11 protein-coding genes are annotated in these 12,645 nt (G+C 63.9%); 3 read left to right on the top strand and 8 right to left on the bottom strand.

Annotation, left to right across the window (positions count from 1 at the left end; genetic code table 11):
- Nucleotides 1-371: 371 nt before the first annotated feature.
- From GJV18_RS09880 to csiR, 5 genes are all read right to left on the bottom strand, one after another.
- Entirely contained in the window at nucleotides 372-1,733 is a 1,362-nt protein-coding gene (locus GJV18_RS09880; RefSeq protein ID WP_160344933.1) for an aspartate aminotransferase family protein, read from the bottom strand.
- 9 nt (nucleotides 1,734-1,742) lie between these two features.
- The gene (locus GJV18_RS09875) at nucleotides 1,743-3,089 is read right to left on the bottom strand and encodes a glutamine synthetase family protein (protein ID WP_160344931.1); all 1,347 of its coding nucleotides are present in this window, start codon (nucleotides 3,087-3,089) and stop codon (nucleotides 1,743-1,745) included.
- 176 nt (nucleotides 3,090-3,265) lie between these two features.
- Nucleotides 3,266-3,823: a helix-turn-helix domain-containing protein gene (locus GJV18_RS09870; protein WP_160344929.1), complete on the bottom strand. Its 558-nt coding sequence runs from the start codon at nucleotides 3,821-3,823 to the stop codon at nucleotides 3,266-3,268.
- A gap of 25 nt (nucleotides 3,824-3,848) precedes the next feature.
- A complete protein-coding gene (locus tag GJV18_RS09865; RefSeq protein WP_160344927.1) occupies nucleotides 3,849-5,138 on the bottom strand; it encodes an NAD(P)/FAD-dependent oxidoreductase in 1,290 nt (429 codons plus the stop codon).
- 342 nt (nucleotides 5,139-5,480) lie between these two features.
- A complete protein-coding gene (gene csiR / locus GJV18_RS09860; RefSeq protein ID WP_160344925.1) occupies nucleotides 5,481-6,176 on the bottom strand; it encodes a DNA-binding transcriptional regulator CsiR in 696 nt (231 codons plus the stop codon).
- A gap of 170 nt (nucleotides 6,177-6,346) precedes the next feature.
- Here csiR and glaH point away from each other — a divergent pair, with 170 nt between their 5' ends.
- The 3 genes from glaH (at nucleotide 6,347) to GJV18_RS09845 (ending at nucleotide 10,075) form a co-directional block, all read left to right on the top strand.
- Entirely contained in the window at nucleotides 6,347-7,306 is a 960-nt protein-coding gene (glaH, locus tag GJV18_RS09855; protein WP_218572089.1) for a glutarate dioxygenase GlaH, read from the top strand.
- A 134-nt stretch (nucleotides 7,307-7,440) separates the two neighbouring features.
- Entirely contained in the window at nucleotides 7,441-8,691 is a 1,251-nt protein-coding gene (lhgO, locus tag GJV18_RS09850) for an L-2-hydroxyglutarate oxidase (RefSeq protein WP_160344921.1), read from the top strand.
- A 7-nt stretch (nucleotides 8,692-8,698) separates the two neighbouring features.
- The gene (locus tag GJV18_RS09845) at nucleotides 8,699-10,075 is read left to right on the top strand and encodes an aspartate aminotransferase family protein (RefSeq protein ID WP_160344919.1); all 1,377 of its coding nucleotides are present in this window, start codon (nucleotides 8,699-8,701) and stop codon (nucleotides 10,073-10,075) included.
- A 150-nt stretch (nucleotides 10,076-10,225) separates the two neighbouring features.
- Here GJV18_RS09845 and GJV18_RS09840 read toward each other — a convergent pair whose 3' ends face one another.
- The 3 genes from GJV18_RS09840 to GJV18_RS09830 all read right to left on the bottom strand — a co-directional run bounded on the left by GJV18_RS09840 (nucleotide 10,226) and on the right by GJV18_RS09830 (nucleotide 12,638).
- A complete protein-coding gene (locus GJV18_RS09840; RefSeq protein WP_160344917.1) occupies nucleotides 10,226-11,374 on the bottom strand; it encodes an acyl-CoA dehydrogenase family protein in 1,149 nt (382 codons plus the stop codon).
- A 93-nt stretch (nucleotides 11,375-11,467) separates the two neighbouring features.
- On the bottom strand, nucleotides 11,468-12,067 hold the full coding sequence (recR, locus tag GJV18_RS09835; protein ID WP_160344915.1) for a recombination mediator RecR: 600 nt from the start codon (nucleotides 12,065-12,067) through the stop codon (nucleotides 11,468-11,470).
- A 244-nt stretch (nucleotides 12,068-12,311) separates the two neighbouring features.
- A complete protein-coding gene (locus tag GJV18_RS09830) occupies nucleotides 12,312-12,638 on the bottom strand; it encodes a YbaB/EbfC family nucleoid-associated protein (RefSeq protein ID WP_160344913.1) in 327 nt (108 codons plus the stop codon).
- Nucleotides 12,639-12,645 lie beyond the last annotated feature (7 nt).

Genomic DNA, 12,645 nt, shown 5'->3' with positions numbered 1-12,645 from the left:
GCGTTAAAACGACCAAAGGGAGTAACAGCCGAAGGCTGGCCCGAAGGACGAGCAACGCGAGTCAAACAGGCTCGGCAAGCCGCTCGCGGCTAACGCACTTCAGTGCGGCCCCAAAGGGGCGAGCGAAGCGAGTAATACTCATGTACAACAGTACACTCCGCAGCCGAGCCGCTTTGAACAGCCGAAGGCTGTTACTAACGCAGCGCCTTGTAGGTCTCTAGCTCGCGAGATCGTAAGCACGCTCTTTGAGCATCTATAAACGACAAGGCCCCGCCACTGTTGCCAGTGACGGGGCCTTGGTCTGTTCAGGTGCGCACGGCGCACCCTACGAGGTGCCTGCTGTGTAGGGTGCGCCGTGCGCACCATCGGCATCAGGCCTGGCTATGCAGCTGCTCCAGGGTCAGGTCCAGGCACAGGCGCGCCTTGCTCACCAGTTCGTCGATCTCGGCTTTGCTGATCACCAGGGGCGGGGCAATGATCATGGTGTCGCCCACGGCGCGCATGACCAGGCCGTTATTGAAGCAGTGGCCACGGCAGATCATGCCGGCGCCCTGGCCTTCGTAACGCTTGCGGCTGGCCTTGTCCTTGACCAGTTCGATGGCGCCGAGCATGCCGACACCGCGCACCTCGCCCACCAGGGGGTGATCGGCCAGGGTCGCCAGGCGTTCCTGCAGGTAGGGGCCGGTTTCCTCGCGCACCCGCTCGATGATCTTCTCCTCGCGCAGGATGCGGATATTCTCCAGGGCCACGGCGGCGGCCACCGGGTGACCGGAGTAGGTAAAACCGTGGTTGAAGTCGCCGGCCTGGCTGATCACCTCGAACACCTTGTCGCTGACCACCAGGCCGCCCATGGGCACGTAGCCGCTGGTCAGGCCCTTGGCGATGGTCATCAGGTCCGGGCTGTTGCCGTAGTAGTCGCTGCCGAACCACTCGCCGGTACGGCCGAAACCGCAGATCACCTCGTCGGCCACGAACAAAATATCGTACTTGGCGAGAATCTCGCGCACCTTCGGCCAGTAGGTCTTCGGCGGCACGATCACGCCGCCGGCGCCCTGGATCGGCTCGGCGATAAAGGCGGCGACCTTGTCCACGCCGACTTCGAGAATCTTCGCTTCCAGCTGCTCGGCGGCCCAGATGCCAAACTCATCCGGGCTCATGTCGCCGCCCTCACCGAACCAGTAAGGCTGCGGGATATGCACGATGCCTGGCAGCGTGCCGCCCTGGGCGTGCATGCCGGCCATGCCACCCAGCGCCGCGCCGGCCACGGTGGAGCCGTGGTAGCCATTGATGCGACCGATGATCGCCTGCTTATCGGGCTGGCCCTTGGTCGCCCAGTAGTGACGCACCAGGCGCAACATGGTGTCGTTGCCTTCCGAGCCGCTGCCTGTGAAGAACACATGGTTCAGGCCCTTGGGCGCGATCTCGGCTATCACCTTGGCCAGCTCCAGCACCGGCGGGTGGGCGGTCATAAAGAAGGTGTTGTAGAACGGCAGCTCCTTCATCTGCTTGCTGGCGGCTTCGGCCAGTTCATGGCGGCCGTAACCGATGGCGGCGCACCAGAGGCCGGCCATGCCGTCGAGAATCTTGTTGCCTTCGCTGTCCCAGACATAGACGCCGTCGCCCTTGACGATAATGCGCGGGCCAACGTCGCTGAGCTGCTGGTAATCGCTAAAGGGCGCCAGATGATGGTCCCGGCTCATGGCCTGCCATTGTGCGGTTTGTGGGTTTTTCATAGCGCCTCCTTACAAGTACCAGCGGTATTCACGCTGATTGATTTCATTCAGAAAGGCCAGGTGATCCTGGCGTTTGTTCTCGCAATAGACCATGACGAATTCCTCGCCCAGGCCCGCATTCACCGCGGAGCTTTCACGCATCTGGCGCACGGCTTCGAGCATGTCCTTGGGGAAATCGATGCCGCTGGCGCGGTCGTCATTCAGCGGTGCGATCGGCTCACGACGCGCCTCTAGGCCGTGCTCGATGCTGACCAGCAGCGCCGCCAGGACCAGATAGGGGTTGGCGTCAGCGCCAGGCAGACGGAATTCCAGGCGTAGGTTGCGCTCATCGGATTCGGGGATGCGCACGCAGGCGTCGCGGTCCTCATAGCCCCAGCTGGCCTTGCTCGCCGAGTTGACCATGGCGCCGAAGCGGCGGTAGCTGTTGTGGTTCGGTGCGTAGATCGGCATCAGCTGCGGCAGCAGCTCCAGGCAGCCGGCCACGGCATGGCGCAGCGGTTGCTGCTGCTCCCCGGCCAGCAAGTTGTTGCCGGCCGCATCGTACAGGCTGACATGGATATGCATGCCGCTGCCGGGGTACTGCAGGTAGGGCTTGGCCATAAAGCTGGCGCGCTGGCCGTGCTTAAGGGCCACGCCGCGGGTGCTGCGGCAGAACAGCGCCGACCAGTCGGCGGCCTGCAGCGGGTCCTCGCAGTGGGCGAAGTTGATCTCGAACTGCCCTGGGCCCAGTTCGGCGGTAATCACCGTGGCCTCGATGCCCTGCTCGCGGGCGGTCTCGGTCATGTCATCGAGCACTTCGCCAAAGCGCGACAGGCGCTCGATATGCATATTCGGCTGATCGTCCGCATCGCCGCTCAGGGCATCGCGGGGGAACTGCGGCAGGCCGTCCTTGAGCGCCTTGTCGAACAGGTAGAACTCCAGCTCGAAGGCCACCACCGGGCGGATGCCCTTGCCCGCCAGGCGCTCGACCACCTTGGCCAGCACTTCGCGTGGCTCGAACTCGATGGGCGCATGGGTGCCGTCGGAGCTGATCAGCATCTGCCCCAGGGGCTGCTTCTCCCAGTTGACGTACTTGAGGGTGCCGGGGATCAGGCGGCGCGGCGCATCCGGGTCACCATCATGGAAGCAGTACTCGCCGATCTCGTAGAGGCCGCCCTGGGCGCCGAGCAGCACGCAGTTCTGCGGCAGCTTGAGGGCGCTGCCGGCGGCGACCTTTTCCAGCATCTCGATGGGGTAGCGCTTGCCGTAGAAATGCCCGGGAATATCCAGGCAGATCAGGTCGACGAAGCGCACCTCAGGATGGCGTTGACGGAAGGCACGGACCTCGTTGAGCAGGTCGGTACTAGGGGCTGTCATTGTTATATGTCCTTGGTGAGGGGATAAGGTAAACAGGCTGGTGAAAAGCTATCTACGTTGGCAATCCTGCGTTGAAAACGGCCTCAAAATGCTCATTTACAGCTGTAAACTCCGCTTTTTCGGCCGTTTTCGCCTTGTCTTGCCTGCCTCGCCTACGCTTTTCAAAAGCCTGTAAATCAGTTGTAGACCCAGAGCACCCGACAGGGCTTGTCGCTCTGGTTGGCGTAACGCAAACGGGCGTAGCTGGAAACCTGGAAGGCATCGCCGGCCTGCAGGGTGACGCTCTCTTCATCGTCGCCCTGCCACAGGGTCAGCTCGCCTTCGAGCACATAGCCGGCCTGCTCGGAACGGTCGCTCATCTGCCGCTCGCCGCTGCTGGCACCGGGTTCCAGCTGGCTGTCGAGCAGGTTGAAGGCGCCGTGCATATTCGGCGACAGCAGCACGTCGGTGATGCCGTTGGCGAAGTACAGGGTGCGCCGCTCATCCGGGCGGGTGACCCAGCGCAGCGCCCGCGGCTTGGCCAGGCTGTAGAAATAGGTGGTGGGCACATCCAGCGCCTCGCTGATGGCGGTCAGATCCGCCACCGTGGGGCGCGACAGGCCGCGCTCGACCTGGGACAGAAAGCCCACGGAGCGGCCGATGCGCTCGGCCAGCTCATTGAGCGTGACCTTCTTGTGCTTGCGCAGGTCGTGGATAAGGATGGCCAGCGCGGCCATTTCTTCTTGCTTGTCCATGACGGTTCCCGAGTCTGATAGCGAATTAAATGAAGTCACGCAGCCGATACCAGGCCTTGCCTACGGCCTCCAGGGGCGCGGCCAGCAACTCGCCGCCAGGGAACTGCGGATTACGCAGGCCCTGGTAGAGCGCCAGCTCGTCACCGTTGCCGAGAATGGCGTCGGCCACCGCCCGGGCGCCGGCCAGGGTCGGCAGCACGCCGTGGCCGGAATAGCCCTGCAGCCAGTAGCGGTTGTCCTCGCCACCGATATCCGGAGTGCGGTGCATGCTGATATCCAGGTGGCCGCCCCAAGAAAACTCGATGGGCACCCCGGTCAGCTGCGGAAATACCCGCTCGATAAAAGGCCGGGTGGCCGCAGCGATATCCTTGGGCAGGCCGCCCAGGTAGGTGCAGCCACCGCCGAACAGCAGGCGGTTGTCCGGGGTGCGGCGAAAGTAATCGAGCACGAACTGGTTATCGGTGACGCAGCTGTTGCGCGGCAGCAGGGACTCGGCCAGGGCCGGGTCCAGCGGCGCCGTGGCCACCTGATAGTTGCCCACCGGCAGGATGCGTTTCGCCAGCTGCGGGTCGAGCTTGTCGATATAGGCGTTGCAGGCCAGCACCAGCACCTCGGACTGCACGCTGCCGCTGGCGCAGGTCAGGTGGTAGCCATCGCTACCCCGGTGGTAACTCAGTACACGGCTCTGCTCATGGATCACCCCACCGGCACGCTCGAAGGCGGCGGCCAGGCCCAGGGCCAGTTTCAGCGGATTGAGGTGGCCACCCAAAGGGTCGAACAGGCCGGCCTGGTAGCGCTCGCTGGCCACCCAGTCGCCCAGCTGGTCGCGGGGAATAAACTGCAGCTGGTCATGGCCCCACTTGTGCGCGGCGTGCTCCTGCCACTCGTGCAGCAGCGCCACCCGCCGTGGCATCACCGAGGTCCACAGGTGGCCGGCGCGGTAATCACAGTCGAAGCCATGGCGCTGCGGCAGCGCGCGAATCTCGTCAGCCGCCCAGCGCATGCCATCCCACAGACGGCGGGCTCGCTCCAGGCCCAGGGACTTTTCCAGCGGCGGCATATCGCAGGACCAGCCGAGAATAGCCTGGCCGCCATTGCGTCCCGAGGCGGCCCAGGCTACCCGGCTGGCCTCCAGCAGCACCACGCGCTTGCCGGCTTCGGCCAGGCGCAGCGCCGTATGCAGGCCGCTGAAGCCGGCACCGACCACCGCCACGTCATAACGCTGCGCGCCGGTCAGGGGCGCGAACTGGCGCAGCTGCTCGCGGCAACTGTGAGCGTAGTAGGTGTCGAGATGCTGCTCGGACTGCTTGAACATGAATACCTCATGAAATTCTTGTTTTCGAATTTCATGAAAAGCTACTAGATAAATTTCACGAAGGCAAGCCGGAGCCGTCTGCCCTTATCACGAAGGGCCTTTGTAGGGTGCGCCGCGCGCACCAGGAAACCGCAAACAGCGGTTCGCACGGAGCACCCTACGTGGCAACTTCAGACTGAAAACGTAGGCGAGGCAGCCGAGGCTAGGCAAAAACAGGCGAAAAAGTGGAGTTTGCTAATGCAAATGAGCATTTTGAGCCTGTTTTTAACGACGCATCGGCAACGCACGACTGCATGGATGCAGGAGGTAGGGCGACGCAGGAAGCTAAAGCCGAGGTAGTTTTCAACAGCCAGCCAGACCCTGCTGCTGCATCAAAGCACTGATGATCGGCACCGGGCTTAGCAGGTGCTCGCGCATAAAGGCGCTGGCGCGCGCGGCGTCGCGGGCCAGAATGGCCTCCACCAACTCGCTGTGTTCCTGGCGCTTGGCCTGCAGCGCTTGCTCGGAGAAAACCGTCTGCTGCAGCCAGAGGTGACGGTAGCGTTCGGCCTGGTCGAACAGCGCAGCGCGTACCTGCAGCAGATGCAGGGAGCCGCAGCCGGCCGCGATGGCGGCGTGGAAGGCCTTGTGCCGGGCATCCCAGAGGCTGAGCATGTCCTCCGGCCCCTTCACTTCCACCACCTTGGCCAGGGTGTGGGCGCGGGCCAGCACCTCGGCCTCCCAGGCATCGTCGCCGCGCTGGATGGCCAGGGTCACCAGCATGGCCTCCAGATTGGCGCGGGCATCGTAGATGTCCTCCAACTCGGCCAGGGACATGGGCGCCACCCGGTAGCCCTTCTGGTTCACCGCCACCACCAGGCGCTCGGCCACCAGTTGCGACAGCGCCTCGCGCAGCGGCCCGACACCGAGGCCATAGCGTTCCTTGAGCCCGCTCATCAGCAGCTTCTCACCGGGCTTGAAATGGCCACGGATGATGTCGCGCTTGAGCATGGGGTAGCCGGGGTTGACCGAGTTGTCCTGGGGGGCGGGTGACTGCATGGCGTCGTCCTTCTGAGCGTGGGCGCATCATACCCAATACCGTTACAGCCGCCGAGAGGAGCATCAACGACAAAAAATTAAAATGTAGACATTTTGAATTTACAGCGATATTTTTGCCTCACCGCGAACTACCCAGCCTTCAGGAGCCCGCCGTGAGCCAGTTCGAACCGCTGCACAATCTGCAGATCACCACCCCCAGCGAATTCAAGGGTTTCACCCTGACCCCCAGCACCCGCTCGCCGCGCCTGCTGGAACTGCGCTTTGCCGCCGCCACGGTGCAGGCCTTCCTCGCCGAGGCCGCGCAGTGGCCGGTGCAGGCCCTGGAATACAAGTCCTTCCTGCGCTTTCGCCTGGCCCGGGTACTCGATGAGTTGTGTGAAGGCACGCTGCAGCCGCTGTTGATCAACAGCCTGGTGGACCGCGCCAGTGGTGCCCTACTGATCAGCGCCGAGGGGCTGGATCAGGTGAGCCAGGCCGAGGACATGGTCAAGTTCGCCACCGCCGTGGCCCATCTGTTCGGTCGTTCCAACTTCGATGCCATGAGTGGCCAGTACTACGCCCGCTTCGTGGTGCAGAACGTCGACAACTCCGACAGCTACCTGCGCCAGCCGCACCGGGTGCTGGAGCTGCACACCGATGGCACCTTCGTCGAGCAGGACACCGACTATGTGCTGATGATGAAGATCGACGAACAGAACATGGAGGGCGGCGATTCGCTGTTGCTGCACCTGGACGACTGGGCTGACCTGGAGCGTTTCAGCTCGGACCCCATGGCCCACCGCGAAATGCGCTGGAGCGCGCCGCCGAGCAAGAACGTGCGTGCCGATGTGTTCCACCCGGTGTTCGACGTGGACGCCCAGGGCCGGCCGATCATCAGCTATATCGACCAGTTCGTGCAGCCGCGCAACTTCGAGGAAGGCAACTGGCTGGCGGAGCTGTCCGCCTCCCTGGAAAACAGCCCGGCCAAGGTTGCCGTGCCGGTGCCGGTGGGCAGCTTCCTGCTGATCAACAACCACTTCTGGCTGCACGGCCGCGACCGCTTTACCGCCCACGAGGGGCTGCGCCGCGAGCTGATGCGTCAACGCGGCTACTTCACCCACAAGAAAGTGCTGCGCCAGCCGCGCCAGTGAGTGCCAAGGCCTGTAGGAGCGGCTTCAGCCGCGATCTTCGCGGATACGTCCGCTCCTACAGCGGCCTTATCCAGCCTTTTGACGCCGCTGTGCCCAATCTCTACGGCACAGCCGCCCAGCCACAGGAATCCAAGGTGTACGACTTCATCATTATCGGCGGCGGCATCGTCGGCATGTCCACCGCCATGCAGCTCAAGCACAGCTACCCGGACAGCCGCATGCTGCTGCTGGACAAGGAGTCCGGCCCGGCCCAGCACCAGACCGGGCACAACAGCGGAGTGATCCATGCCGGGGTCTACTACACCCCCGGCAGCCTCAAGGCGCGCTTTTGCCTGCAGGGCAACAAGGCCACCAAGGCCTTCTGCCAGGCTCAGGGCATCCGCTTCGATGAATGCGGCAAGCTGCTGGTGGCCACCAACCAGGTGGAAATGCAGCGCATGCAGGCGCTCTGGCAGCGCACCGAGGCCAATGGCCTGGAGCGTCATTGGCTGAATGCCGAGCAGCTCAAGGAGCGCGAGCCGAATATCACTGGTTTGGGCGGCATCCTGGTACCCTCCAGCGGCATCGTCAGCTACGCCGAGGTGACCCAGGCCATGGCCCGGGTGTTTACCCAGGCCGGCGGCGAGATCCGCTATGGCGCGCAAGTGACCGGCCTGCAGGAAAGCCAGGACGAGGTGGTGGTGCAAAGCAGCCAGGGCGACGTCCACGGCCGTTTTCTGGTGGCCTGTGGCGGCCTGCATGCCGACCGTCTGGTGGCCATGCTGGGTATCGACCCCGGCTTCAGCATCTGCCCCTTCCGCGGCGAATACTTCCAGCTGCCGGCCAAGCACAACCAGATCGTCCGTCACCTGATCTACCCCATCCCCGATCCGGCCATGCCCTTTCTTGGCGTGCACCTGACCCGCATGATCGACGGCAGCGTCACGGTCGGCCCCAACGCGGTGCTGGCGCTCAAGCGCGAGGGCTATCGCAAGCGCGATATTTCCCTGGGCGACAGCCTGGCCATGCTCGGCGATGCGGGTATCCGCCAGGTGCTGCGCAGCCACCTGCGCCCGGGCCTGGTGGAGCTGAAGAACTCGCTGTTCAAGCGCGGCTACCTGCAACTGGTGCGCAAGTACTGCCCGAGCATCGAGCTGGGCGACCTCAAGCCCTACCCGGCCGGGGTGCGCGCCCAGGCGGTATCGCGCGACGGTAAGCTGATCGAGGACTTCCTGCTCAAGCAGACCCGGCGCAGCATCCATGTGTGCAACGCGCCCTCGCCGGCCGCCACCTCGGCCCTGCCGATCGGTGCCCACCTGGTGGACCAGATCAGCAACCAGCTGCTCGCCCTGCCCGGTTTCGATGCCCGCCGCCCAATGCATAACAACAACCCACAGCCTGCCTGAGATCGCCATGAACCAGCCACTCGACCTTGCTGCCAAGGATGTCCGTTACCAGCTGCACCCCTACACCAACGCCCGCCTGCATGAGCAGGTCGGCCCGCTGATCATCGAGCGCGGCGAAGGCATCCATGTCTATGACGATCAGGGCAAGCAGTACATAGAAGCCATGGCCGGCCTGTGGAGCGCCGCCCTGGGTTTCAGCAACGAGCGCCTGGTGCAGGCCGCCGAACGCCAGCTGCGCAGCCTGCCCTTCTATCACCTGTTCAGCCACAAGGCGCACCGCCCCAGCATCGAGCTGGCGGAGAAACTTATCGAGCTGGCGCCGGTGCCGATGAGCAAGGTGTTTTTCAGCAACTCCGGCTCTGAGGCCAACGACAGCGTGGTCAAGCTGGTCTGGTACCGCAGCAATGCCCTGGGCCAGCCGCAGAAGAAAAAGATCATCAGCCGTCACAACGCCTACCACGGCATCACCGTGGCCAGTGGCAGTCTGACCGGCCTGCCGGCCAACCAGCGCGGCTTCGACCTGCCGCTGCCGGGCTTCCTGCATGTCGGCTGCCCGCACCACTACCGCCATGGCCTGCCCGGAGAAAGCGAGGAAGCCTTTGCCGAACGCCTGGCCCAGGAGCTGGAAGCGCGCATCCTCGCCGAAGGCCCGGAGACCATCGCCGCCTTTATCGGCGAGCCGCTGATGGGCGCCGGCGGCGTGATCGTGCCGCCGCGCAGCTACTGGCAGCGCGTCCAGCAGGTTCTCAAGCGCTATGACATCCTGCTGATCGCCGATGAAGTGATCTGCGGCTTCGGCCGCACCGGCCAGTGGTTCGGCTGCCAGAGCTTCGATATCCAGCCGGATATCCTGGTGCTGTCCAAACAGCTGTCCTCCTCCTACCAGCCGATTGCCGCGGTGCTGGTCAACGACCGGGTGTTCCAGCCGGTGGCCGACCACAGCCACAGCCTCGGCACCCTGGGCCACGGCTTTACCGCCAGCGGCCACCCGGTGGCCACCGCCGTGGCCCTGGAAAACCTCAAGGTAATCGAAGAGGACGGCCTGGTAGAACATGCCGCCGCCATGGGCGAGCGCCTGCGCGCAGGGCTGGCGGCCTACCGCGACCACCCTCTGGTGGGCGAGGTGCGCGGCTGCGGTCTGATCGCCGCGGTGGAGCTGGTGGGCGACAAGGCCAGCAAGGCGCCCTACCAGGCCAGCGGCGTGCTCGGCCGCCACCTGGCCGGTCGCGCCCAGGAACACGGCATGATCAGCCGCGCCATGGGCGACGCCCTGGCCTTCTGCCCGCCGCTGATCATTCAGGAAGCCGAGGTGGACGAGATGCTGCGCCGCTTTGACCGGGCGCTTGCGGATACCACAGTCTGGGTTGAAAAAAGCTGGAAGTGAGCTGCGTGGCGGCGACGGCGGACAAGCCTTCGGCATGTCCGCCCTATGATTGCTCCGGTTAACCTTGCGTAGGGTGGATGTCGCTTTTTACATCCACCAACTGTCAGCGCCGACATGGTGTTTTACACCCACCCGCCACGCCGGATCGATCTACAACCCCATCTGCTTGGCAATAATCTCGTTCATGATCTCCCGGGTGCCGCCGCCAATCGATAGGATGCGGTTATCCCGGTACAGCCGCTCCACCAGGGACTCGCGCATAAAGCCCATGCCGCCGAGGATCTGGGTGGCGTCGTAGGTGATGCGGTCGGACACGTCGGTGGCGAAGTTCTTGGCCATGGAGATTTCCTTGATCACACTCTTGCCAGCCGCCATCTTCGCCGCCTGGCGATAGGTGAACTCGCGCGACACCTCAAGCTGAGTGGCCATCTCCGCCAGACGATGCTTGAGCACCTGGAACTTGCCGATCGGCTTGCCGAAGGCTTCGCGCCCGGCGGCCCATTTCATCGACTCTTCCAGGGCCAGCTGGGCGGTCATATTGGCCATGATCGCCAGGCTCAGGCGCTCGCTCTGAAAATTGGCCATGATGCAGGCAAAGCCCATGTTCTCCGCACCGATCAGGTTTTCCACCGGCACCTTGCAGTCGTCGAAGAACAGCTCGGCTGTGTCAGAAGCCCACCAGCCCATCTTCTTCAGGGTGCGCCCGACGCTGAACCCGGGAGTGTCCTTCTCGATCAGCAGCAGGCTGACGCCGCCAAAGCCGTCGCCACCGGTACGCACCGCCACGGTGTAGTAATCGGCACGCACGCCGCTGGTGATAAAGGTCTTGCTGCCGCTGACGCGGTAGAAATCGCCCTCGCGAACGGCGCGGGTCTTGAGGTTGGCCACATCGGAGCCGCCGGACGGTTCTGTCACCGCCAGGGCCATGATCTTCTCGCCGGCCAACACCTGGGGCACTACCCGCTCGCGTACCTGCGGCTTGGCCCATTTGACGATGGGCGGCAGGCCGATATCCAGGGAGCCCAGGCCCGCCACCAGGCCACCGGAGCCGCTGCGCATCAGCTCCTCGCTGGCCGCCACCTTGGCGAACACATCGCCCTCGTGGCTGCCGCCGAACTGCTCCGGATAGCCGATGCCGAGGATGCCGGCGGCGCCGGCCTTGCGATACAGCTCCCGGGGAAACTCCCCGGCCTCCTCCCAGTCATCGATATGCGGCAGGATCTCGCGCTCGACAAAACGGCGCACCGAGTCGCGGACCAGTTGATGGGAGTCGTCGAAGTAGTCCTGAAACGCAGCCATGGGGCATCCCTCTGAGGTTTCAGGAAAAGTACCAAGCGCTTGCTTGGTTAACAAGCCGAGAATCGGGCCATCAGGCCGGGCGATTCTGCCAGATCAGATCTGAATGGGGCGCCGCCCGGCTATGGAGTGGGCCAGCGTACCGCCGTCCACCAGCTCCAGCTCACCGCCCAGGGGCATGCCATGGGCGATACGCGAAGCGATCAGGCCCTTGCCTGCCAGCAGTTGAGCAATGTAGTGGGCAGTGGCCTCCCCCTCCACCGTCGGGTTGGTGGCCAGGATCACCTCGGTGAAACTGCCGGCCGCGATGCGCTCCAGCAACTCGGGAATGCCGATGGCTTCTGGTCCCAGGCCATCCAGGGGCGAAAGGTGCCCCTTGAGCACAAAATAACGGCCGCGATAGCCGGTGTGCTCCACGGCATAGACATCCATGGGTCCCTCGACTACGCACAGCAGGCTGTCGTCACGGCGCTCATCCAGGCACAGCTGGCAGATCTCAGCCTCGCTCAGGCTGCGGCAGCGCTTGCAGTGCCCCACTCCTTCCATCGCCTGAGTCAGAGCCTGGGCCAGACGCAGCGCACCACTGCGATCACGCTCCAGCAATTGCAGGGCCATACGCTGCGCAGTCTTCTGCCCCACCCCGGGCAGGGTACGCAGCGAGTCGATCAGTTGACGGATCAGGGGGCTAAAGCTCATGGCAAGGCATCACATGGATTGGGGCGGTTGGAAACAACAGGTTATTTCCAGGATTTTTCAGTCGATGGTGGATAACGCTGCGCGGTTATCCACCCTACTGCTTGTACAAGTATCTATCAGGGTTGGTCAGGCGCTGTGCAGAGCAAGGCGCAAGACGGCCCGGGCACCGGAGTTTACTGGCTGTAAATGAGGATGCCCGGGCCGGCTTGCAACGCAGCTATGTAGAGTGGCTGGACGACCCCACTTAGAAAGGCATTTTGAAGCCGGGGGGGAGTTGCATGCCTGCCGTCATGCCGGACATCTTTTCCTGGCTGTTCTGCTCGACCTTGCGCACTGCGTCATTGACCGCAGCGGCGATCAGGTCTTCGAGGATTTCCTTGTCTTCCTGCATCAGACTGTCGTCCAGGCTCACGCGCTTGACGTCGTGGCGACCGGTCATCACCACGCTGACCAGGCCGGCGCCGGACTGGCCGGTGACCTCGGCATTGGCCAGTTCTTCCTGCATCTTCTGCATTTTTTCCTGCATCTGCTGGGCCTGCTTCATCAGGCCGGCCATGCCACCTTTCATCATGATGTCT

This window comes from Pseudomonas xionganensis, from assembly GCF_009763245.1.
GTDB lineage: Bacteria > Pseudomonadota > Gammaproteobacteria > Pseudomonadales > Pseudomonadaceae > Aquipseudomonas > Aquipseudomonas xionganensis.
The sequence above is the reverse complement of the archived record's forward strand: the minus strand, read 5'-3'. Positions and strand labels throughout refer to the sequence as shown.

Coding starts and splice junctions, on each gene's coding strand:
- GJV18_RS09880 (WP_160344933.1), bottom strand. CDS start 1,733: ATGAAAAACCCACAAACCGCACAATGGCAGGCCATGAGCCGGGACCAT.
- GJV18_RS09875 (WP_160344931.1), bottom strand. CDS start 3,089: ATGACAGCCCCTAGTACCGACCTGCTCAACGAGGTCCGTGCCTTCCGT.
- GJV18_RS09870 (WP_160344929.1), bottom strand. CDS start 3,823: ATGGACAAGCAAGAAGAAATGGCCGCGCTGGCCATCCTTATCCACGAC.
- GJV18_RS09865 (WP_160344927.1), bottom strand. CDS start 5,138: ATGTTCAAGCAGTCCGAGCAGCATCTCGACACCTACTACGCTCACAGT.
- csiR (WP_160344925.1), bottom strand. CDS start 6,176: ATGCAGTCACCCGCCCCCCAGGACAACTCGGTCAACCCCGGCTACCCC.
- GJV18_RS09845 (WP_160344919.1), top strand. CDS start 8,699: ATGAACCAGCCACTCGACCTTGCTGCCAAGGATGTCCGTTACCAGCTG.
- GJV18_RS09840 (WP_160344917.1), bottom strand. CDS start 11,374: ATGGCTGCGTTTCAGGACTACTTCGACGACTCCCATCAACTGGTCCGC.
- recR (WP_160344915.1), bottom strand. CDS start 12,067: ATGAGCTTTAGCCCCCTGATCCGTCAACTGATCGACTCGCTGCGTACC.
- GJV18_RS09830 (WP_160344913.1), bottom strand. CDS start 12,638: ATGATGAAAGGTGGCATGGCCGGCCTGATGAAGCAGGCCCAGCAGATG.